The 22,299-nt window shown below is 63.0% G+C and carries 21 protein-coding genes; 5 read left to right on the top strand and 16 right to left on the bottom strand.

What is annotated here, in order from left to right:
- Nucleotides 1-79: 79 nt before the first annotated feature.
- Together A477_RS0101915 and A477_RS0101910 are read left to right on the top strand one after the other, a co-directional pair.
- A complete protein-coding gene (locus A477_RS0101915; RefSeq protein ID WP_017197358.1) occupies nt 80-478 on the top strand; it encodes a RidA family protein in 399 nt (132 codons plus the stop codon).
- A 41-nt stretch (nt 479-519) separates the two neighbouring features.
- A complete protein-coding gene (locus tag A477_RS0101910; RefSeq protein ID WP_017197357.1) occupies nt 520-864 on the top strand; it encodes an iron chaperone in 345 nt (114 codons plus the stop codon).
- A gap of 28 nt (nt 865-892) precedes the next feature.
- Here A477_RS0101910 and A477_RS0101905 read toward each other — a convergent pair whose 3' ends face one another.
- From A477_RS0101905 to A477_RS0101850, 12 genes are all read right to left on the bottom strand, one after another.
- Nucleotides 893-1,696 (bottom strand): IclR family transcriptional regulator domain-containing protein, encoded by an 804-nt coding sequence (locus A477_RS0101905; RefSeq protein WP_017197356.1) that lies wholly within the window; start codon nt 1,694-1,696, stop codon nt 893-895.
- A 104-nt stretch (nt 1,697-1,800) separates the two neighbouring features.
- The gene (locus tag A477_RS0101900) at nt 1,801-2,469 is read right to left on the bottom strand and encodes a 3-oxoacid CoA-transferase subunit B (protein WP_017197355.1); all 669 of its coding nucleotides are present in this window, start codon (nt 2,467-2,469) and stop codon (nt 1,801-1,803) included.
- Nucleotides 2,470-2,471: 2 nt separating this feature from the next.
- Nucleotides 2,472-3,158 (bottom strand): 3-oxoacid CoA-transferase subunit A, encoded by a 687-nt coding sequence (locus A477_RS0101895; RefSeq protein ID WP_017197354.1) that lies wholly within the window; start codon nt 3,156-3,158, stop codon nt 2,472-2,474.
- Between the two features lie 14 nt (nt 3,159-3,172).
- Complete coding sequence (locus A477_RS0101890) at nt 3,173-4,387, bottom strand: thiolase family protein (RefSeq protein WP_017197353.1); 1,215 nt, start codon at nt 4,385-4,387, stop codon at nt 3,173-3,175.
- Between the two features lie 76 nt (nt 4,388-4,463).
- Nucleotides 4,464-4,913 (bottom strand): 4-carboxymuconolactone decarboxylase, encoded by a 450-nt coding sequence (gene pcaC, locus A477_RS0101885; RefSeq protein WP_017197352.1) that lies wholly within the window; start codon nt 4,911-4,913, stop codon nt 4,464-4,466.
- On the bottom strand, nt 4,910-5,713 hold the full coding sequence (locus A477_RS0101880) for an alpha/beta fold hydrolase (RefSeq protein WP_017197351.1): 804 nt from the start codon (nt 5,711-5,713) through the stop codon (nt 4,910-4,912). Before A477_RS0101880 ends, pcaC begins: the two co-directional genes overlap by 4 nt.
- Nucleotides 5,706-7,145, bottom strand: coding sequence for a class-II fumarase/aspartase family protein (locus A477_RS0101875; protein WP_017197350.1), 1,440 nt, complete (start codon nt 7,143-7,145; stop codon nt 5,706-5,708). The genes A477_RS0101880 and A477_RS0101875 overlap by 8 nt, the downstream gene beginning before the upstream one ends.
- Entirely contained in the window at nt 7,142-7,756 is a 615-nt protein-coding gene (gene pcaG, locus A477_RS0101870) for a protocatechuate 3,4-dioxygenase subunit alpha (protein ID WP_017197349.1), read from the bottom strand. The genes A477_RS0101875 and pcaG overlap by 4 nt, the downstream gene beginning before the upstream one ends.
- Nucleotides 7,757-7,760: 4 nt before the next feature.
- Complete coding sequence (gene pcaH, locus A477_RS0101865) at nt 7,761-8,633, bottom strand: protocatechuate 3,4-dioxygenase subunit beta (RefSeq protein WP_017197348.1); 873 nt, start codon at nt 8,631-8,633, stop codon at nt 7,761-7,763.
- Between the two features lie 43 nt (nt 8,634-8,676).
- Nucleotides 8,677-10,548 (bottom strand): bifunctional sugar phosphate isomerase/epimerase/4-hydroxyphenylpyruvate dioxygenase family protein, encoded by a 1,872-nt coding sequence (locus tag A477_RS0101860; protein ID WP_017197347.1) that lies wholly within the window; start codon nt 10,546-10,548, stop codon nt 8,677-8,679.
- Nucleotides 10,548-11,462, bottom strand: coding sequence for a shikimate dehydrogenase (locus A477_RS0101855; protein ID WP_017197346.1), 915 nt, complete (start codon nt 11,460-11,462; stop codon nt 10,548-10,550). The genes A477_RS0101860 and A477_RS0101855 overlap by 1 nt, the downstream gene beginning before the upstream one ends.
- A 220-nt stretch (nt 11,463-11,682) precedes the next feature.
- The gene (locus A477_RS0101850; protein WP_017197345.1) at nt 11,683-12,453 is read right to left on the bottom strand and encodes an IclR family transcriptional regulator; all 771 of its coding nucleotides are present in this window, start codon (nt 12,451-12,453) and stop codon (nt 11,683-11,685) included.
- 203 nt (nt 12,454-12,656) lie between these two features.
- Between A477_RS0101850 and A477_RS0101845 the strand changes: the two genes are divergently transcribed.
- Complete coding sequence (locus A477_RS0101845) at nt 12,657-13,988, top strand: MFS transporter (RefSeq protein ID WP_017197344.1); 1,332 nt, start codon at nt 12,657-12,659, stop codon at nt 13,986-13,988.
- Nucleotides 13,989-14,091: 103 nt separating this feature from the next.
- Here A477_RS0101845 and A477_RS23225 read toward each other — a convergent pair whose 3' ends face one another.
- Nucleotides 14,092-15,984 (bottom strand): S-layer homology domain-containing protein, encoded by a 1,893-nt coding sequence (locus A477_RS23225; RefSeq protein WP_020372781.1) that lies wholly within the window; start codon nt 15,982-15,984, stop codon nt 14,092-14,094.
- Nucleotides 15,985-16,095: 111 nt separating this feature from the next.
- On the bottom strand, nt 16,096-18,816 hold the full coding sequence (locus A477_RS0101835; protein ID WP_026005289.1) for an FG-GAP-like repeat-containing protein: 2,721 nt from the start codon (nt 18,814-18,816) through the stop codon (nt 16,096-16,098).
- A gap of 227 nt (nt 18,817-19,043) precedes the next feature.
- On the opposite strand from A477_RS0101835, the gene A477_RS0101830 reads away from it, so the two are divergent.
- Complete coding sequence (locus tag A477_RS0101830; protein WP_017197342.1) at nt 19,044-19,280, top strand: hypothetical protein; 237 nt, start codon at nt 19,044-19,046, stop codon at nt 19,278-19,280.
- Nucleotides 19,281-19,303: 23 nt separating this feature from the next.
- Here A477_RS0101830 and A477_RS0101825 read toward each other — a convergent pair whose 3' ends face one another.
- Both A477_RS0101825 and A477_RS0101820 read right to left on the bottom strand, forming a co-directional pair.
- Nucleotides 19,304-19,591: a MoaD/ThiS family protein gene (locus A477_RS0101825; protein WP_017197341.1), complete on the bottom strand. Its 288-nt coding sequence runs from the start codon at nt 19,589-19,591 to the stop codon at nt 19,304-19,306.
- A gap of 7 nt (nt 19,592-19,598) precedes the next feature.
- A complete protein-coding gene (locus A477_RS0101820; RefSeq protein WP_017197340.1) occupies nt 19,599-20,747 on the bottom strand; it encodes a WD40/YVTN/BNR-like repeat-containing protein in 1,149 nt (382 codons plus the stop codon).
- Nucleotides 20,748-21,053: 306 nt separating this feature from the next.
- Between A477_RS0101820 and A477_RS0101815 the strand changes: the two genes are divergently transcribed.
- Nucleotides 21,054-22,241 (top strand): GGDEF domain-containing protein, encoded by a 1,188-nt coding sequence (locus tag A477_RS0101815; RefSeq protein WP_017197339.1) that lies wholly within the window; start codon nt 21,054-21,056, stop codon nt 22,239-22,241.
- Nucleotides 22,242-22,299 lie beyond the last annotated feature (58 nt).

Here is a 22,299-nt window from a genome sequence, read left to right as displayed (position 1 = left end):
CTCAACGTAGCACGGCGGAAATGATCTGCACAGAGGCTTTCCAAAAGTTTTTGCAGTTGCCACAACGAGGAGGAACAGCATGAGCCACACAACAATCAACCCGGAATCGCTGGCCAAACCATCCGGCTACGCACACGGCATCCTGGCCGGCAACACCGTTTTCCTGGGCGGGCAGACTGCCTTGGACAAGAACATGAACATCGTTCCCGGCGGGATTGTGGAGCAGTTCACGCAGGCGTTCTCCAACGTGATCACCACTCTGCGTGAGGCTGGCGGAGAGCCCGAAGACCTGGTCAACGTGACGATCTACCTCACCGACGTAGACGACTACATGGCCAACGGCCGCGAAATCGGACGAATCTGGCGGGAAATGGCGGGCTCGCAGTACCCCGCAATGGCCGGTATCGGCGTCACTCGCCTCTGGCAGAAAGAGGCCCTGATCGAAATCCAGGGCATCGCGGTGATTCCGGAACGCTAAACCTCTGGCCCTTGCGGGTGCCCGTGGTGAAGCATGTCCCTATGGGAACGGTCACCGAATATCTTGAGGGCGTCAGCGAGGCCAACCGCACGATTCTGGAGCGGATCGTGGGGATCGCCCGCGAGTTGGCTCCCGACGCCGAAGAAGGCATCAGCTACGGAATGCCCGCGCTGCTGGTTGATGGCAAAGGCTTCCTGAGCGTGCAGGAAACCAAAAAGCACCTGGCCCTGTACCCGTTCAGCGGGCAGATCCTACCGGAGATGTCGGAGGAGCTTGGGGGCTATTCGTGGTCACCGGGGACGCTGCGTTTTTCTGCGGATAACCCCGTGCCCGACTCCATGGTGCGGCGGATCCTTGAGACACGGCTGGCAGCGATCCGCAAGTAGCCCCCCTGGCCCAACCGGCTCGGATGGGTTAGTGCTTCGCGGAAACATCCTGCGAGATGGCGTTGGCCGTGGCGACCACTTCTTGGCGCACGGCGTCGAGGTACTTCGCCGGGTTCGGCTGGGACGCGACTGCCTGAGCTTGCAGGGACACGTTAATGGCCGCGACATTGTCGCCATTGTTGTGGTTCCACACCGGCGCTGCAATGGACATCAGCCCGATCTCCAGCTCCTGGTCCAGAAGGCACCACCCTTGCGAACGGACCTGCTCGACGGCGGCCCTCAAGTCGGGCACGCGGGCGACGGTTCGCGGCGTGAGCGGCGTAAGTTCCGCCGTCGAGAGGTAGGCCTCCAACTTGGCCTGCGGCAATCCGGCAAGCAGGACGCGACCCATGGAGGTGGCGTACGCCGGGAAGCGGGTGCCCACGGTGATCCCCACGTTCATGATTCGGCGTGTAGCGACGCGGGCTACGTAGAAGATGTCCGGACCGTCCAGGACCGCGGCGGACGTCGACTCCCCCAGCTTCAGGCTCAACTGTTCCAAGTGCGGCTGGGCCAACTGCGGCAGGGACAACGCCGACAAGTACGAGTAACCAAGCTGCAGCACCTTGGCCGTGAGCGCGAAGGTCTTGCCGTCGGTGCGGACGTAGCCGAGCTCAACCAGGGTATGCAGGAAACGGCGTGCCGTTGCCCGGGTCAGGTCCGTGCGGGCCGCCACTTCGCTGAGGGTCATCACGGGGTTGTTCGCGTCAAACGCCCGGATCACTGCCAGACCCCGCGCCAACGACTGAACATACTGGTCGCTGGCCTGCGGGGTTACTGCGGAATCGGTCATGGTTACCAATCCTAGATTGCGTTGCGGGGCCTACTCTGCGCGTTTCGTTCCCGAAATACCACGCAGAGCGGGCCTCACAACGGGAGGAGCGCAACTTGCGGGGCCTACTCTGCCTTTTTGAGGGGCATGGGGACGAGTTCCTGGATTTCCTCGAAGGTGCAGCCGAACGTCTCGCGGACAGTCACGCCGTCGGGTCCTGTCAGGAACACGGCCTTGTCCGTGTACACGCGGGTGACACAGCCGACGCCGGTGAGCGGGTAGGTGCACTGTTCCACAAGTTTGGACACGCCTTCGCGGGTCAGGAGCGTCATCATCACGAAAACGTCCTTGGCACCCGTTGCCAAGTCCATCGCGCCACCGACCGCGGGGATGGCACCCGGGGCTCCGGTGTGCCAGTTGGCTAGATCGCCCTTGGCGGAGACCTGGAACGCGCCGAGAACGCAGATGTCCAAGTGCCCGCCACGCATGATCGCGAACGAGTCTGCATGGTGGAAGTACGAGGCTCCGGGCAGCTCGGTGACGGGAATCTTACCGGCGTTGATCAAGTCTTCATCGATCTCATCACCTTCAGCTGCCGGGCCCATGCCGAGCATCCCGTTCTCCGTGTGGAGCGTGATGTTCTGTTCCTCGGTGAGGTAGTTGGACACGAGCGTCGGCTGGCCGATGCCCAGGTTCACGAACGAACCCGGGACGATGTCGCGGGCCACCAACTGGGCGAGCTCGTCGCGGCCCAACGGCTTTTCCGAGGTCTGGATGCTGGTTTGGGTGCTCATGATCAGGCCACCTTCTTGTTTGAGCCGGCAGAATCGACGCGGACCACGCTGTTGACGTAAATCCCAGGGGTCACCACGTTCTCCGGATCCAGGGAGCCGGTGGGCACGACCTCCGAGACCTGGACGATGGTGTGCTTGGCCGCAGCAGCCATGATGGGCCCGAAGTTCCGGGCGGTCTTGCGGTACACGAGGTTGCCCTTGCCGTCAGCCTTGAGTGCCTTGATGAGGGCAACGTCGGCGTGGATGGGAGTCTCAAAGACCTGCCACTTCCCGTCCAGCAACCGGGTTTCCTTGCCCTCGGCCAGCGTGGTGCCGTATCCGGTGGGGGTGAAGAACCCGCCAATACCGGCGCCGGCAGCGCGGATCCGTTCGGCCAGGTTGCCCTGCGGTACCAGCTCCAGCTCGATCTCGCCGGCGTGGAACTTGGCGTCGAAATGCCAGGAATCGGACTGCCGCGGAAAGGAGCAGATCATTTTCCGGACCCGGCCTTCCTTGATCAGCAACGCCAGGCCCTGATCGCCCTGGCCAGCGTTGTTGTTGACCACGGTCAGGTCCTTCGCACCACAATCCATCAGCGCGTCGATCAGTTCGAACGGCTGCCCGGCGTTGCCAAACCCGCCGATCATCACCGTAGAGCCGTCCTTGATGCCGGCAACAGCCTCGCCAACAGTGTCAATGAAATTCAGCATGACTCTTACCCCTTCTATGCCGATGCGCCGGCAGTAACGTTTTCGAGCACCACGGCAAGGCCCTGACCCACGCCGATGCAGATCGCCGCGACGCCCCATCGCTGGCCGGAGGCCTGCAGGGAACGGGCCAGCGTCCCGAGGATGCGCGTACCGGAAGCACCGAGCGGGTGACCCATCGCAATCGCGCCACCATGCTGGTTCACGATTCCGGGGTCGATCCCCCACGCATCGACGCACGCCAGCGATTGCGCGGCGAACGCTTCGTTAAGTTCGACGGCGCCCACCTGGTCCCAGCCGATGCCCGCCTTCGCGAGGGCCTTGTTCGCGGCCTCCACCGGGGCGAACCCAAAGAACTGGGGATCATTGCCGTGCGCACCACGACCGGCAATACGGGCCAAGGGCTCCAAGCCCAGAATGCCAGCGGCGTTCTCGGAACCGATCCACGCCGCAGAGGCACCGTCAGACAACGGCGAGGCGTTCCCGGCGGTGACCGTACCGCCGTCGGGCCCGTCAGCCTCGGCACGGAAAACGGTCTTCAGCCCAGCCAGTTTCTCCGCCGATGATCCGGCACGGATGCCCTCATCACGGACGAGGTCCGTGCCCGGAACCGCTGTAACCAACGAATCGTAGAAGCCTTCGTTCCACGCGGCGTCGGCCAGGTTGTGCGAGTCCGCCGCGAACTGGTCCTGCCGTTCACGAGTAATCCCGTACTTCTCCCGGAGCCGTTCAGTGGCCTCACCCAAGGAGATGGTCCAGTCCTTGTTCATGGCAGGGTTCACCAGTCGCCACCCGAGCGTGGTGGACGCGAGTGTCATATCACCGGCCGGGTAGGGCTTGGAGGTCTTCGGCAGCACCCACGGCGCACGGGACATCGACTCGGCACCTCCCACCAGCATGAGTTCGGCGTCGCCGGCGTTGATCTGCCGGGAAGCGATAATGGCTGCATCCAAGGAGGAACCACAAAGACGGTTCACCGTGGTGCCCGGAATGGAGACCGGGAGGCCGGCCAGCAGGGTAGCCATGCGGGCCACGTTGCGGTTTTCCTCGCCGGCACCGTTGGCGTTGCCGAACACCACCTCGTCGATCCGCTCAACATCCAGCCCGGGCGCCCGCTTCACGGACTCACGGACCACATGCGCGGCAAGGTCATCGGGACGGACGGCAGCCAGGCCGGAGCCGAACTTGCCAAAGGGCGTGCGCACGGCGTCGTACACGAAAGCCTGGTTCATTGGTTTCTCTTTCGTTCTGCCCAACTGACTGGCAGTAGTGGCTGGCCTGAGGGCTCAAAGCAACCACAAGTGCGAGTTAGTTGGGTTCGTTGGCGTCTAGGTCAGCGAATACTTTTTGGGCCGTCTTGAAGGCCGAATTGGCCGATGGCACACTGCAATAAATGGCAGTCTGCAGCAGGATTTCCTTGATCTCGTCCCTGCTCAGACCGTTGTTGAGGGCTGCCCGTACGTGCATTGCCAGCTCCTCCCAATGGCCGTGCGCCACCAGTGCGGTGAGGGTGACCGCGGAGCGCATTTGACGGTTCAGGCCGGGCCGCGTCCAGATGCCACCCCAAGCGATCCTGGTGATCATGTCCTGGTAGTCCTCGGTAAAGGAATCCTTGGAGGCGTTCGCCCGGTCCACGTGTGCGTTGCCGAGTACTTCGCGGCGGACCACCATGCCGGCGTCGTAAATATCCTGGGCGGTGGCGTCGGGCTGCACGGCACCTTTCCGTGCAGGGCCGTTGGGTTCAGAAACAGGGCTCATCGTTCGTTCTCCTTTATGAAGGTCCGCATCAGGTCAGCCACAGCGGCCGGTGCCTCTGCAGGTGCCAGGTGACCGACGCCGTCGAGCGTTACCGCCTCAGCGGTGCCGCCGCCTGCAGTGATCCCTGCGGCAACAGCTTCAGCGAACGACGGCGGAGCAACAGTGTCCTCGCTGCCGGCAATCGCCAGCGTGGGAACCGTGATGCTGCCGAGCTGCTCGCGGACGTCGAATGCCGCGAGGGCTTCGCAGCAGAACGAGTAGCCAAAGCGGTCCGCGTCGCGGAGGGAGTGCAGAAGGCGGCTGCTGATCTCCGGTTGGCGGTCCATGAAACCCGGTGCGAACCAGCGCTCCGCAGATCCCTGGATCATCACAGGAGTGCCCAGTTTGCGCACAGTGTCCGCTCGCTCAAGCCAGCCCTCGGGCGTGCCGAGCTTGGCGCCACTGCACTGGACCGACAGGCTGAGCAGTCGGTCGCCGTGCTTGATGCCGAGCTGCAAGCCCGTAGCCCCGCCCATCGAAACACCCGCGTAGTGGAACCTGGCGCCCGGCGAAACAGAGTCCACAAGACCGACGACGGCGTCCGCCAGCTCCGCGATATCGAAACCTTCGGTGGCGGTCGGCGAGATGCCGTGGCCAGGGAGGTCCCAGCCGATGACGTCGTAGTCGTCGCCGAGGAGTGCCGCGGTTTCGGACCAGAGCACAGTGGACGTACCCAGCGACGGACCCACCACCAGGAGAGGTTTGGCTCCCACATCGCGCTGCGGGGAGAGCAGCACGGCCTTCACAGTTGGCTTAGCCACGAGCAGTTCCCTTCGTTGAAGTTCCAGTGAAGTCGGCTGGCGCCGCGAAGTCCGGGTAGGCGCTGAGGATTCTTTGGCTGATCCCGGATGCCTCACCGAGGTAGCTGGCGGGGTCCAGGAGCGCTTTGAGTTCGGAATCGGAAAGCTTGTCCGCGGGGACGGCTTCACGTAGGAGTTTTGTGTAGATCCGGCTCTGCTCTGCGGCCGGTGCCTTCAGGGTTTCGTCGACGACGACCTGCAGCTTCTGCTTTCCGTCCTCACCGAGGAGAGGAGCGACGGCGGCCACCACACCTTCGCTGAGGAGCAGCGGTCCCGAGATGTCGAGGTTCCGGCGCATCGCATCGGGGAAGACGCGAAGGCCCTCGGTAAGTTCGCGGAGGTGTCCGGCAGCCCCAAGTGCCAACGCGAGCAACTGACGTAGGGCAGGCCACTCGCTGTGCCAGGCCCCATCTGGCCGCTCATCGTTGAAGGTTGCCGCAGCAAGGTGCAGTTGGGATGCGAGGCCGGGAGCCTGCAACGCCGCACTGCGGATCAGCACCGACAAGACAGGGTTCTGCTTCTGCGGCATGGCCGAGGAAACACCGCGCCCGGCAGCCAAGGGTTCGCCGAGTTCGGCAACCTCCGGGCGGCTCAGGAACAGCAGGTCGGCGGCGATCTTCCCGAAGGAATCGATCAGGGCAGCAAGGCCATCCCCTAAGGCCGTGACAGCGAGGCGGTTGGTGTGCCACGGAGCGGGAGCTGGCGCAAGGCCAAGCCGGGAGGCCAGGGAATCGGCCAGATCGAACGGCGTGGAAGCAGATCCCGCCGTCAGCTTGGTCCCCGAAGCCAGCGTTCCTCCGGCTCCCCCGAACTGAACCGGCAACTGAAGCGACTCCAAACGAGCAGCCGCAGCGGCCACACCCTGGAACCACTGGGCCGCCTTGAGCCCGAACGTATAGGGAAGCGCATGCTGCGTCAGGCTCCTGCCCACGCACAGCGTGTCCGCATGCTGTGCCGCCAAGGTGGCGAGCGCCGTCGTCGTGCCTTTGACGTCAACCAGCAACGCAGACACTGTACGGCTGGCCAGCAGCATCAGGGCGGAGTCGAGGACGTCCTGGCTGGTCAGCGAGGTGTGGACGGCCTTGCCGGCGCCAATCCCCGCCAAGTCCAAGGATTTGACGCGGGAACGCAGGTCCCCGAGCAGGGGAATCACCGGGTTCGCGCCACCCTGCGCGCGCTCCGCCAACGATGCGACATCGTAGGAGCCGGGGTCGGCGGCTTCGGCCACCACGGCGGCGGATCCGGCGGGAACGAGTCCCGCCTCCTCAAGGACGGCAGCCCAGGAGGCTTCGATGTCGAGGATTGCCGCAATCACGGCACGGTCGCCAGTCAGCGCCGCCACATCGGGCGACGCCGAGACGGGGCTAAGGAGGCCGAAGTCGCCGTCGGTCATGCCTTGTTGTCCCTTGCAGAGTGATCGGCGTTGACGCTGGTTTCCAGCGAGCCGTCCTGCTGGAAGTCCAGGAAGACCGTCTCATCGCCTCCCTGCAGGCGGATGTCCCAGGTGAGGCCGCCGTCGGGGTCGCGGCGGGCGATAAGCGTCTTACGACGTTCAGGTTCCAGGGAGCTCAGCAGAGGGTCGTTGGCCAATGCTTCCTCGTTTTCCGGCAGGTACACGCGGGTGAAGAGGCGGTTCATGAGGCCGCGGGCGAAGACGGCCACGGAGATGAAGGCCGCAGCGCCGGGTGCCGTGGGGCCGGGGTTGACGGTGGTGAATGTGTACACGCCGGAGTTGCCCACGGAGCCGCGACCCCAACCGGTGAACGTGTAGCCGTCGCGGACCAGGGAGCCGGTGCGCTGGACGATGTTGCCGTCGGAATCCGGCTGCCAGATTTCCAGGATGGCGTCCGGGATGGTGCTGCCGGAGCCGTCGTACACCGTGCCCTGCAGGCGGATGCTGCCGGGGCTGCCTGGTGCCAGCAGTTCGTTGTCCTTCTTGAAGGGAAGTGCGTAGCCGTAGAAAGGGCCTACAGTCTGGCCCGGTGTGGGTGTCAGCTTGGTCATGCGCTTACTCCTCGTCCCCGGCGTCGCCGTATGCTTCGTTCTCTGTCCAGGTCCGGTTGGAGCCGGTCAGGATGATGTCCCACTTGTAGCCGAGCGCCCACTCGGGGCTGGTGAGTTCATGGTCGTACTCTGCCACGAGGCGGTCGCGGGCGTCCTGGTCCACGATCGACTGGTAAATGGGGTCAAGCGGGAACAGCTGGTCACCCGGGAAGTACATCTGGGTGACGATGCGCTGCGTGAATTCCGAGCCGAACATGGAGAAGTGGATGTGCGCGGGACGCCAGGCGTTCAGGTGGTTCTTCCACGGGTACGCGCCGGGCTTGATGGTGGTGAAGCTGTAGGAGCCGTCATCACCTGTGATGCAACGGCCGACGCCGGTGAAGTTCGGGTCCAGCGGCGCGGGGTGCTGATCGCGCTTGTGGATGTAGCGTCCGGCGGCGTTGGCCTGCCAGATCTCCACGAGTTGGCCGGCAACAGGGCGCCCGTCACCATCAAGGACACGGCCTGCAACGATGATGCGCTCACCTTGGGGTTCGCCGTTGTGCTGGATAGTCAGGTCGGATTCCAGCGCGTGGACGTCCTGGTGGCCGAACGCGGGCGAGTAGAGCTCAATGGTCTCCGGGTCCGCGTGGTGCAGGCTCTTGGTGGGGTGGCGCAGGATGCTGCTGCGGTACGGCGCGTAGTCCAGGCGCGGCATGGTCTCCGGACCCCGGCCGTTCTTCAGGGCCTCGGCATAGCGGTCGCTGATGCCCTTCATCTCAGCGCTGAGGTCCGCTTGGGTTTCCACCTTCTTGGGGGAAACGTGCGCGGCATGCGCCTCTGCGGGCGGCACGAGTTCCTCGGATTCGAGCGCTTGTGCGGTCTGTTCTTGCGGCACGGCCGGCTCCTTTCGGTTGATGGGTTCTTGTTGGTTTACGGGCCTAAACCCGGTGGAGCGAGTCGTATTGGACGGCGTGTCGCACTGGAGCGTTGGGGGCCCCGTAGCCGTCGTAGTTACCCCGACGTTCCACCATTTCGAAGAACACACTGCCCACGGTGGCGGTGTAGAAGTGGAGGAATTCGCCATTGGCGTCCCGGTCATACAGGAGGTTGAGCTCCTTGAGGGTTGCCAGGAATCCGGGTTCAAGATCGAATCGGGCGTCCAGGTCCTCGTAGTAGTTGGCCGGAATCTGCAGGAATTCGAGGCCACGGTCGCGGGCGTCCCGGGCAGTCGCCACGAGGTCGTCCACAGCGAAGGCGATGTGTTCCTGGTACGTTTTGCGGGCTGCTTGTGCCTGCTGCGCGGGTGCCAGGTTCAAGACCAGCCTGACCGCTCCGTTGCTGGTCTCCATGACCTGCGAGCGAACCAGCCCACTGGGGCTCGGGACCTCGGCGAACGGCTGTGGTTCAAGGGCAAGGGCACTGGTGTAGAAGAGGACAGCTTCGTCAAAGTGCTGCCAAGGCTGGGCGAGGTTCACGTGGTCAATGACAGCGTTCTGCGGCGCTGCGGAGCGCTCCAGCCCTTCGCCGAACTCATGCGTCCACGCCGCGGTGCCATCCGGGCTGCCCTGGCAGAGGAAGATCTCCGTGGAGTCCGGGGCGGAGATGCCTTGGAAGACTTCCTCGTCGGCCTGAACCTTGCGGGCCACTACCGGTGCCTTGAGTTGCTGGGCGCGAGCGGAGGCAATCACTGGCGAATCGACGTCGAACCCCAAAGCGGCGATAGCCGGTTCCGAGTGCGATGCCGCTTGCTCGTTGATGATCACGCGGGCCTGGCCCATGGTCCACAGCTGGACATCCTTGGTGCGGTGCCGGCCCTCGAATCCAAAGCCGAGCTGGCCCAGGAGCTTCTCCAGCTGCGCGGTGTCGTCCGCCTTGACCTCGGCGAAGTTGAAACCGGCGGGTTCGTTCACCTTGGGCAGCGTGGCCAGTTCCATGGGGTAACGACGGCGGGACCCGCTGCCGTTACCGGCCGCGGCATCCGTTGAGGTGCTTGCGAGCCACTTGGCGCTCTGCTCCTCCAGCCAGATCAGGGAACGCATGGCATCCACGGCGGTGCGCTCGGTGTCCGACTGGCGGAAGACGTCGTTGAAAACCTCAAGGGATACCGGACCCGTGTAGCCGGCCCGGACCACGTGGCCCATGAACTTGGCGAGTTCGAACTGCCCTTCGCCCGGGAAAACGCGGTAGTGACGGCTCCAGGACAGCACGTCCATGGAGAGCTTGGGGGCGTCGGCAACCTGGACGAAGAAGATCTTCTCCGCGTTGATGTCCTCGATCGGCGCGGTGTCCCAGTCCCGGGACAGAATGTGGAACGAGTCGAGGCAGGTGCCGAGGTTAGGGTGGTCAACCATTTCAACCAGACGGTACGCGTGCTCATAGTCGTTGACGTACTTGCCCCAGGCCAGCGCTTCGTAGGCAACCTTGACGCCGTGGTCCCCTGCGAGTCCGGCCAGTTCGGCCAGTTGGGAGGCGCGGAGTTCGTCGTCGTCGATGGTTGCCGTGGCTACGTTGGAGCAGACCAGAATGGTGTCCATGCCCAAGCGGGACATGAGCTTGAACTTGGCATCAGCCCGGCGAAGGTTGGCTTTGAGCAGGTCCGGAGTGACGCCGTCGAAATCCCGGAACGGTTGGTAGAGGTCCAATCCCAAACCGAGGTCGGCGGCCATTTTCCGGACGTCTTCAGGGCTGTGCGGGGACGTGACGAGGTCCTGCTCGAAGATCTCGATGCCGTCGAAGCCCGCGATGGCGCAGGCCTGCATCTTCTCCTTCAACGTGCCGGACAGGCAGACCGTGGCGATTCCGGTGCGCATCAGTTGCCCGCCTTCGTCAGCTCGGGGGTCAGCGCAGCCGCAGCGTCTTCCACTGCGATCAGCTCCAGGAAGTGCGCCCGCATCCGTTCACGATCGGCTTCGCGTCCGGTGATGAGTTGGAAGGCATCGGCCGCCTGGCCCACTGCCATCCGGCCTCCGTCGAGGACGTCGCAGCCCTTGGCACGTGCCTCGCGGACCAGTTGCGTTTCGATGGGGCGGTACACGATGTCCGCCACCCAGTGGCGCGTTTCCAGGAGATCGATGTCGAGGGGCAGGCCGGGGTGCGCGGCCATGCCGATGGGGGTGCAGTGAACCAGGCCGTCGGCGAGGGGCATGATCCCGCCTAGCTCTGCGGTAGTGCGCGGCGTGACGGTGACCGCCGGGAAGAGTCCGCCGAGTTCGGCGGCGCGTTCAGCGGCGCGGGCCGGATCCATGTCCACAAGGTCCAGCGTGCTGACGCCGGCTTTGAGGAGCGCATACGCTACGGCGGAACCGGCTCCGCCTGCACCGAGCTGGACCACGCGGTCCAGTTTCGCGTTAGGGAGGCCATTGCTAAGGGCTGCGCCAAAACCGGAGAAGTCTGTGTTGTGGCCGATGAACCGACCGCCTTGGATGAGAACCGTATTGACGGCACCCAGGCGACGGGCGTCGTCGGAAATTTCATCCAGGTGCTCAAGCACCAGCTGCTTGCACGGGTGCGTGATGTTCAGGCCATTGAAGCCCATGCGCTGGGCTGCGGTGAGGAGGTCCCCGACGGCGGTGGCCGGCAATGCGAGTTCCAGCAGGTCCAGGGGGCGGTACAGCAGGCGAAGACCCTGTACGTCGGCTTCGCGTTCGTGCATGGGCGGCGTGAGCGAGGGCGTAACACCTTCGCCTATGAGGCCCACCAGAACGGACTCGGCTCGGTTGCTCATCCTAAAGCTCCTTTGACTTCAGCACCACGGGTCTTTGGCGCTGTTCTGGGGCGCCGCCGGACCGGGTGTTATTTAGATTACTACAAGTGTTCATATTCCGCACGCTTGTTCTTATCGCGAACATTTGCCATACGGGCGGTGCGTTGCGGGGCCTACTCTGCACCCTTTGCCTTGCCCTTAGCATGCAAATCGGGCCTCACAACGGAGCCGGCCGACGAGGTCATCGCTGGGGCAGGCGGGCCGCGAGTTCAGCTGCGGCTTCCTGAAGAGTGGGCACGTGCGCGATCAACTCCTCCATGGACATGCGGAACACCGGCACCGCCGTGGCCACCGACGCGAAAGCATGCCCCTGGGAGTTGAGGACCGGCACGGCGACAGCGCGCATGCCGATCTCATTTTCTTCATCCATGACGGCATACCCCTGGCGGCGCACCCGCTCGATTTCGTCCCGGAACTTGTCGCGGTCAGTGATGGAGTGTTCGGTGAGCGGATCCAGGGGAAGCTCCTCGAGAAGCCTCTTTCGCTCTATCTCGTCTTCGAACGCCACTATTGCCTTGCCAACGGAGGTGGTGTGCAGCGCACCCAAATGCCCGGGGTCGCTGGTAACGCGGAAAGTCTTGGGCCCGTCGACCTTGTTCACAGTGAGGTGATGGTTGCCATCGCGCACGGACAAGATGGTTGCCTCATTCGTGCGCTCGGTAACGCGCTGGAGGACGGGCAGCGCGGTGGCAGCAAAACCATGATGATTGGAGACCCTCTGCCCGAGCTGAAACACGCGCAAGCCCAGGTGGTAGCGGCGCCCATCGGGCTCGTAATCCACAAAGCCGTCACGGGTCAGCGAACCCAGGAGTCGGTAGGTAGTGCTGAACGGAAGGTTCGCACTCCTCGCCAAGTCCGCAGCACTGGCCCCGCGGGGTTCATTGCCCAGCAATACCAACAGGCTCAAGGCCTTGCCGACCATGTCGGTCTTTGTGTCCTCTTTCACACTCATAACTCGATGCTCTCACATAGTGAGAGCTATTTCTAGATGGTGGTGACATCTCTTGACAAGTGACCCCACTCACAGCCACTATTGCTATATTGCACAAGTAGCTCTCACCATGTGGTTACTTTCGGGATGATCCGGCCGCACCTCGCTCTGGTCTCCCCACAGAAGCTAGATCCGCGACACCGTCGTCACAGAAGGAACCTCCCATGAGCCAAACAATGCCGTCAGCGACGCCAGGCACTGAAACCACCGCCGGAACCCCCAAAAAAGCCGCGCTTGCCAGCTTCCTGGGCAGCGCCGTCGAGTACTACGACTTCTTCATCTTCGGTTCTGCCGCGGCCCTGATCTTCCCCCACGTGTTCTTCCCCTCCGCCGATGCCAACGCGGCCATCATGTCATTCGCGACCTTCGGCTTCGCCTATGTCGCCCGCCCCGTGGGCGCCGTGATTCTGGGCCACTTCGGTGACCGGATCGGCCGGCAGAAGGTCCTCATGTTCACACTGGTCCTCATGGGCGCAGCAACCTTCGTGATCGGCTGCCTCCCCGATTTCAAGACCATCGGCTGGTGGGCCCCGATCCTGTTGGTTGTCGCCCGTCTTTGCCAGGGACTTTCTGCAGCTGGTGAGCAGGCCGGTGCTTCCTCCATGACTTTGGAGCACGCCCCGGACAACCGCCGTTCCTTCTTCACCTCGTGGACCCTCACCGGCACCCAGGGCGGCCAGATCCTCGCTGCGTTGGTGTTCATCCCGGTGGTAGCACTGCCCGACGACATCAAGTACGGCATCGGTTGGCGTATTCCGTTCTGGTTGAGCGCCGTGGTGGTTCTGGTGGCGTTCTTCATCCGCCGCACCCTCCACGAGCCGCCGGCCTTCGCGGAAGCCAAGAAGAACAATGAAATTTCCAAGCTCCCCGTTGCCGATCTCCTGCGGCTGCACTGGCGCGATGTCCTCCGCGTAGTATGCTGCGCCTTCATCGCCGCAGTGAGCACGGTCTTTGGAACACTGGCCATCAAGTACGCCCAGGATGTTGCCGGCGTCAACAGCACCATCACGCTATGGCTGGTGGTTGCAGCCAACGTGGTTGCCCTGGGAACACAGCCGCTGTTCGGCATGCTCTCGGACAAGATCGGCCGCAAGCCCGTGTTCATCTACGGAGCCCTTTCCAGCGCGATCATGACGCCGGTGTTCCTGCTGACCCTCGAAGGCGGCAACGTGCCGCTGATGTTCCTGGTATCCGTGGTGTTCTTCTCCTTCGGATACGCCGCCGCCAACGCCGTATGGCCGTCCTTCTACGGCGAAATGTTCAGCACCAAGGTCCGTTTCTCCGGCTTGGCCATTGGCACCCAGTTGGGCTTCCTCATGGCAGGCTTCGCACCGGCCATCGTCACAGCCTTGGGTGGCACCAAGCCCGGCGGATGGGTACAGATCTCGATCTTCACCGCGGTGATCTGTGTGATCGCAGCTGTGTCGGCCATGACCGCCCGCGAATCAGCCAAAACTCCCACCACGGAGCTCGGCCTGCACAAGCAAGTTCACTAAAACCCCAGCACAAAAGTAAGCCCAGCGCTCCTTCCCGCTTACCGGGCCTGAAGCGCGGAAATGCCCGGCACGTCCTCCTGACATGCCGGGCATTTCGTTGTCCCTACTTGTCCAGTGCGTTGAACCTGTACATGAAGGCAGCCATGGCGTCACGGTTGACGGGTGTGACAGGCCGGAAAGTGTGATCCTCCCAGCCGGTGCTGATTTCCGTGGAAGCCAACCAAGCGATTTCCTTGTAGAACTGGCCATTGGCCGGGACGTCGGTAAACGGCGAGGTGGCCGGCGGCTCAAAGCCCGTGACTTTGGAGAAGCGGTACAAGAACGCAGCCATCGCGTCGCGGTTCACTGGCTCCACGGGCCGGAAAGTGTTGTCCGGCCAACCGCCCGAAATCTTGGTGGACGCGAGCCACGCGATTTCCTTATAGAACTGGTTGGTCGTGGGGACGTCCACGAAAGGCGACGTAGCCGGAGGCGTAAACGCGGGTTGCCCAGCCAACCGGTAGAGGAACGCAGCCATGGCGTCACGATTCACGGACAGCAAAGGGCGGAAGGTGGCGTCCGGCCAGCCCGTGGAGATGCCGGTGGACTTCATCCAACTGATCTGGTGGTCGAACTGTTGGCCTTCGAAGACGTCGGTGAAGTTGGCGCGGGACCAATAGCCCACTGTACCGACGTCGGTCTGGGTACCGCTGCTGACCGCGATTTCTTTGGCCTCGGACTGCTCCGCGACGCTTCCTGAGTAGGTGAGACCAGCGAAGCGCACATTCGTCGTGTTGCCGCGGAGACGGTACGACCCGGTGGTCAGGCCCGTGATTTCGAACCTACCCTGGGCATCCGTGACGGCTTTCCTCGTCACGAGCGCACCGTCACGGGTGTATGCCTCGACAACCCCGAACGGCAAAGGATGGCCGCTGGCATCGCGGAGGTATCCCTTCATGCTCCCGCCATCCGTGCCGGCGAAATCGAAACGGGTTTTCTGCTCATTCGCCGTGAGGGTGATCGTCTGCGCAGGACCGGGACCCTTGTCCTCACTCACACCGCTGTAGTACTGCCCCTCATACGAACTCTTCGCCTGGTGGGCGCTGGTGACGGCCACCATATCCAACGCAAGCTTGTATTGGCCGGGCTGAAGTCCGCTGACGGTGTAATAACTGCTATTAACCGGGACGTCCTTCACTACTTTGCCAGCGAGGTCATGGACAGAGACCCTATGCGAGCCCGCGCCCGTTGAGGGCCACGAGCTGGAAACCCAGCCACTGATGCTGGCGCCGGGATCACCGGCCAGATCTGCGTTGTAGACATCCTGCTCGCCCTCAATGGAGATAGTGGCGGCCTCAGCGAACGAGGCCCCTCCTCCATGCCAGGAAGTAAGGACGCCACCGCTGGCCCGGATTTTGTAGTCGCCGCTGGGGAGTCCCTTGAGATCGTAGTGGCCGCCGGTGCTTGGAAATTCTGAAGCTACTACGGCTCCGGAGGAGTCCAAAGCCTCGACGACCACGGTGGTGGTATCCACGTAGTAGGGCATCTGGACCCGGCCTTGGATCCTTCCGCCGCTCATGTTTTGGTCGATTCCCGTGACGTCCTGTCCCTCGTTGACCAGCACCGGAGTGTAGGTGCTCAGGTCCGAGCCGCCATAGACTTCCATACGCGTCCACCCGGGGTCGCTGGAATGGAAATAGACCTTGTATTCTGCGGCCGGCAGGCTGGGAAGCGTATAGGTACCGTCGGGGTTCACCATTCCTGACGGAGCGTTGGAGGACGGACTATAGAGATTAATCGCAAAGACGGAGACCGACCCCAGGTCCACATTTGAACGGACAGTAACGGTTCCGCTGATCGAACCGCCCGTCGTTCCGCTTGCCGTCTCCGCACGAACGGCATGAGGGGTCAAGCCCACGGCCTGCGCCGGAACCATTCCCAACACCAGTGATGCCGTCAGTGTTGCAATTATCGCCATGGCGGACGCACGCCAGTGCCGGATGCTCAGAAAAGACACGGATTTCCCCCGGGTTCAAGAGTGGAATGCCGTGGCAGACACGGCGCATAGGGCCAATGCTAGCGCCGCGCCACGACAAAAATGGCATCAGTGTCTCACCTCTGACATGTCCTACCGCGGGTCCAGCACCACCGTTTGGAATGCTCCCCGGCCAGTACCGGCGTACAGGAAGAGTGTCCCGTCGCCGGCCACGCCAACCACGGAAGGATTACCCGTTCCGGTAAAGGCATTACCCAAGGCTGCGAAGGAACTAAACATGTTCCATCCAGCCCCCATGCCTACGCGGGCCAGGAAGCCTCCGTTGCCGTTGCCCGGGTAAAGCCAGAGCGCGCCATCGGTTCCGCGGGCCATGATGTCTTCCCGGCCATCACCGTTGAAGTCGCCGCCCTGCATCACCGAGTTGAAAATGTTCCACCCCGTGCCGATCTGCCGCCAAGGCTGGAAACCTCCAACGCCGTTACCCGGGTAGAGCCACAAGCTTCCATCGGCAGCCCGCGCTACGAGATCCGCTTTGCCGTCACCTGAGAAATCACCCGGTGCGAGCATTTGAGTGAATCCTTGCCACCCCGTTCCGATCTGCTTACGGGCCAGGAACTGACCACGACCATCCGTCGGATACAGCCACAACACCCCGTCAGCAGCCCGCGCCACAAGGTCCGGGTGGCCGTCGCCGTCGAAATCGCCTGCAGTGAGGACCGAATTGAACGCACCCCAGCCCGACCCCACCTGGACTCGCGGCAGGAAAGCGCCGGAACCATTGCCGGGGTAAAGCCACAGGACGCCGTCGGTGCCGCGCGCCAGAACGTCAGCGACAGCATCGCCGTCGAAGTCTCCCGCCTCCCACACCTGGCTGAACTGGTTCCACCCGGCCCCGATGGCCAGGCGTTCGGCAAAACCTGAGCCGCTGCCCGGGTAGAGGCGCATGGTTCCCGCCGATGTCACCGTCAGGACGTCGGAGCGCGTGTCACCCGTGAAGTCTTGCCCGCCCACGATCTCGCCCACGGCGTTCCAACCACTTCCGACGGCGATGCGCGGCGCGAAACCACCCCAACCATTGCCGGGGTATAGGTAGAGAGTGCCGTCGCTTGCCCGTGCGAGCAGTCCTGCTCCGGCGCCGCCAAAGGAACCGTCGGAGGTGATGCTGGTGAAGCCGTTCCAACCCGTGCCGATCTGCGACCATGTCCGGAAACCACCCTGTCCATCGCTGGGGTAGAGCCAGAGCGTGCCGTCCGGCTTGGTGGCCATGACATCGGGCCGGGCGTCGCCGTCGAAATCCCCTACACCAATGAGGTTCGAAAAGCCCTGCCAACCGGATCCGACCTGCCGTTTGGCGAGAAAACCGCCATTTCCGTCACCCGGATACAGCCAGAGGACACCGTCGCTGGTGCGCGCCAGGATGTCGCCTCGACGATCGCCATTGAAGTCCGCGATGCCGGTGATGGCGTCGAAGATGTTCCACCCCGAGCCGATCCTTCGGGGATTATCAAGCCTGTTGCCGGGCAGGCCGGCGTAGAGCATCAGGGAGCCGTCAGCCTCGCGGGAGAGGACATCGGCGAGCCTGTCGCCGTCGAAGTCTCCCGCCGAGAAGCGGATTTTCGCCGTGAGCTTGGGATCGGCAAAGATAGTGACCGACGCCGACGAGGTGGACACCGAATTGATGGTCACCTGAGTGCCGGTATAGGTGGTGAAAGTGCTGCCGGCTTGCCATGCGTGGTTGCTGGCGTACCAGGTTTCCGGGAACGGCTTGGTGGACGGCATGAGGATCAGGGACGAAGCGATGGTGGCTCCGCCGCGCTGGACGATCTTGACGCCCCTGTTTCCGGCCGGCCTTCCCGAGTCATCAAGGTAACTGTCGTACCCTGCAGCCTGCCGCAACTCCAGGTAGTAGACCTCTTTGCTGATGGGATCGGTGAACTTGATGGCACGCTGTGCTTCTGTTCCGCCCCACGGTTTGAGCGTGTAGGTCTTAGCGCCCGTAGCGACGCCGACATCACGGATTTCATCACCACGGCCCAATCCTGCGTAGTCCCACAGCGAGCTGCTGATCACGGGTGATTCAAATTGGGCTGCGCCCATGATGTCCGTGGTGTCGCCGTACTCCCGGATGTAGCAGGAAGGATCCGTGAATCGTCCGCTACCGTCGACTCCGACGTCGGACGCCCCGCTGCCGCACTGCAACGCGTCCGCGTGCATGAGGCCGATGACGTGCCCGAACTCGTGGCTCATCACGTTGTTCGTGAACCCGCTGATCTGCGGCAGGAGGACGCGGCCACTGTAGCTTCCGCTGCTGTATCCGGCTCCGAGGGCGTTTCCGGACAGGGTGGACGTAGGAATGAAAATAACCAGGGCCGTGTACGGGCTTGCCGACCAATTCAGTTCACTGGTGATGATGGACATGATGGTGCTGTAGCTATCCGTGGACTTCGCCTTGGATTGGTGGCCGGCAACCTTGGTGTTCACCGTCATTGACAGCTTGTTGGCTGTCATCGCTTTCCAGTAGTTACTGGACGCGGCAACAGCCTGTTCAGCGCCAGACATGGACACCGTATTGGTGTTGTCCGCCAGCTTGGCAGTGACCAGCCGTACCCGGATGTCGCCGCTGGGTCCCACCGCTGCGGGGCCGGCGTCGGGCGCGGTGTTGAATGGCGTGGCGAGCTCGGGGGGAACCTCGAACGTATGCTCCGAGTGCGGGGTCCCCTCCACGAACTGGACATTTGGGTTGTCCGGCCCGGGCAACGGCACCGCCGTCGCGGGGGTTTGTACGAAAAACAGGCCGGTAGCAAACACCACCAAGCCCGTAGACAACGCGATTGTTCGCCGTAGCACACCCATTCGATCTCCCCGGGGACGGAGCCTGTGGTTGCTGTGAGACTCAACAACCGTGATCAGGCTACAACCGGGCAGGCAGCGAGCCCGGCAGGCGGGGCTGGCCACGTGGAAACCCAACCATTCCGGAATGCTAACGGGACCCTAACCGGGCCGAAATACCGTGGCAACATTGCCGCGCCACACTGGAATAGCCGGCAAGTGCAGGCACCAGCTCCAGCCAGGAGGAAACCATGCTGAAGGAAGCCACCACCCACACAACACGTATACGTGCTATCAGCCAGCTCCACCGCGGAGACGAGATCGAAGCCCGCCTTTCTGTAGGTCCCGCTTACGATGACGTAGTGATCCGCCGCGGACGCGTCCAGGAAACCGCGCCGGGAATCGGCGTGGTGTGGATCATGGACCACGCCTCCGGGATGCGGAAAGCAATCAATACTGACGAATGCAGTGTTTGGCGCGTCGCCTGATCCGGCTTGACCCCAAACCCCTCTCAGCCGCCGGCCACGGATTGGATGATCAAAACCTCCTGGCCAGCCGCAACCTCCGTATCAAGACCTTTCACACGCCGGATCTCATCACCGTTCACGTAAATATTCACGTAGCGGCGCAGCGCCCCGGTTTCATCACGCAAACGCCTGGCCAGCACCGGATAATCTCCGGTTACCGAGTCCAGCAACTGTCCAACGGTCACAGCCCCGTCGGCGGACGCAGTCAGATAGGACTGTCCGCCGACGAGGGGCTGCAGGACGCCAGGCAGCAGGACCGTAAAGTCAGCCACGACCGGCCTACCCAAGCACCGGGGCGTTGGCTTTTTCCTCGGTGCCTGCCGGTGTGCCAACCACGACGGCGGCACGCACGCAGAGCACGTCCGGCAAGTGCGACACCACTTCAGTAAATGTCTCGCCTTCGTCAGCACTGGCATACACGGAGCCCCCGCGGGTGCCGAAGTACACGCCAGCCGGTTCGGCGGTGTCCACGGAAGCGGCGTCCCTGAGCACGGCGTTGTATTCGTGGTCCGGCAGGCCTGCGTGCAGTTCTTTCCACGTTGCGCCGGCATCGTCTGTGCGGTGGACGCTGAGCTTGCTGTCCGGCGGGATGCGTTCGCCGTCCGCTTTCAACGGGATCACCCAAGCGGTGCCCTCGCGACGCGGATGGGTCAGCATGACGAATCCAAAATCCGCCGGCAGCCCATCCGCGATTGAATCCCAGTTCTCGCCACCATCGTCCGTGCGGTAAACCCCGTGATGGTTCTGCGCATACAAACGATTCCCGACGGCGGCATCCGCTGCGATCTTGTGAACGCACTGGCCGAACTCGGGGTTGGGATCCGGCATGAAGTAGGCCGAAATTCCCTTGTTGCGGGGCTCCCAGGAGGCACCGCCGTCGAGCGATCTGTAAACGCCGCCCGTGCTCATGGCGATGTGGACCTTCTCGCCTGACTGATCAACCACAATGGAGTGCGCGGCCGCTCCGCCGTAGCCGGCACCCCATTCGCTGCGGTGGGGGTGGTCCCAAAGTCCGCGGTTCAGCTCAAAGTGTTCGCCGCCGTCGGTTGATTTCCACACCGAAATGGGCTCACAACCGGCCCAGACGACGCCGGGCCGGGAGTCTGCGTCGGGGTGGATCTGCCAGATGCGTTCCAGCGCGGCGTCTGTGCCGTCCGGAAATTTAATGGCGCCCTGCTCGGGCTCGATCCATGTGGCGCCAAGGTCGTCGGAGTGGGCCACTGTGGGCCCCCAGTGCTCGGATCGTACGCCAACCATGATTCGGGTATTGCCGTTCCGCGTGTCTATCCCGATGCTGGGTATCTCGCTCATCAGGAAGTGCGGGCCGGAGAGGGACCACTCTTTGCGGTCCGGGCTGGTTGCCAGCCACAGGCCTTTCTTGGTCCCGATCGCGATGACATAACTCTCTGCAGTAGCCATGATCCCCATCGAACCATCAGGGCGTATGGGTGGCAACGGTTTTTTGGGCCTATGTGGATAGTCCGGTTTCCGGGCAAAAGCCTCCTAACGGTTACAGTGTGGCCAAACTCCGAATCGTGACGCGAAAATCGAAAGAAAACTTTTCCCCCTGATGTGGCGGCCGTTGTCCACTGATTGGAAAAAACGTGCTTGACTGTGGTTCGCGGTCAAGAGGCCGCAACAACTTACTGGGGGATATATGTTTTGCGAGGTCAAAGAGCCATGAGACCAACAAAAGGGAATCCAGCGGTGGTCGGCCGGTAGCAGGATCGAGCCATGATTGCAGTCTCTATGCAAGAGGGAGCGGTAGTCCTGGACCCGTTCTCCGTAAGAATGGTCCTGGGGGCCGTCATCCTGACCCTGATGGTTCTCTCCTGTGTCTCCTCCCGACGTCTCCGCTCACCGTTCGCCGATTGGTGGCGGGTAGCCCTGTGCCTCTTCTTTGCCGGAAATTGCGCCTTCCTGCTCAACGGAACCGCCGCACTGGCGTGGGCCAATCCGCCCGGCAAGGCGTTGGTGGTCGCCGGAGCTTTCAGCATCTGGGCAGGAGCACGAAAACTTCGGGACCGTAAAGTCAGCGCTTGGCAGTTGGTCCCCGCGCCACTGATCACCTACGCCGCGTCGGTGATGGACACCGCGGAATCCAGCCTCTGGTCCGGTGGTTTGGTCTATCTGAGCCTGACGGCGGCAGGACTCGGCATGTCTGCGGCAGAATTGTGGTTCGCGAAATCAACCCATTCCCGGGCGACCAAGTTCCTGGCCCTCACAGCAGCACTTACCTCCTTTTACTACCTGGGCCGGGCAATCACGTTTGTGCTGGAAGGACCTGATGGGAATTCATTCCGAACCATCTTCGGCTACGCGCCGGCGGCCCTGGTGCACCTGATTCTCCTGGTGTCGCTGTCCTTCACCCTGAACGCGCTCAGTAATAACCACCTGATCACAAAACTCAGGGAACGCGCCGAACGGGACCATCTCACCGGACTGCTAAACAGGGGCGCCTTCCTTGGCCTGGCTGCCAAGGAACTGGCAGGTCCGTCCTCCCAACGAGGTGGCGCCTTGATCCTGGCCGACCTCGACTACTTCAAAGCCGTCAACGATGAACACGGACATGCGGCCGGGGACGCCGCCTTGTGTGCCTTTGCCGAGGCCTGCACCGCTTCGGTTAGGTCAACCGACCTTGTTGGGCGATACGGCGGAGAAGAATTCATCCTGTTCCTGCCCGGGGCGACGCAACAGCGGGCCGAAGCCATCGCGTCGGAGATCAGCCACCGCCTATCCGCCATGCAAGATCCGGAAGGTTTGCCCTTTCCCACCGTCAGCTATGGCGTCACGTCCATTGGTACTGAGGCTCCAGACCTGGGTTTCATGATCAAAGTGGCGGACGCCGCGCTGTATAGCGCCAAGGCCCAGGGACGTAACAGGGTTGTCGGCGCAGACCCCGTGGAAATTTCACTGCCTTAGTTCACCAGCGCCCGTAGTACATGGACATACGGCGCATAGTGTCGGGCCTCACCCCTAA

The organism is Arthrobacter sp. M2012083, assembly GCF_000281065.1.
Taxonomy (GTDB): domain Bacteria; phylum Actinomycetota; class Actinomycetes; order Actinomycetales; family Micrococcaceae; genus Arthrobacter.
This window is presented reverse-complemented; position numbering and strand designations above follow the sequence as displayed.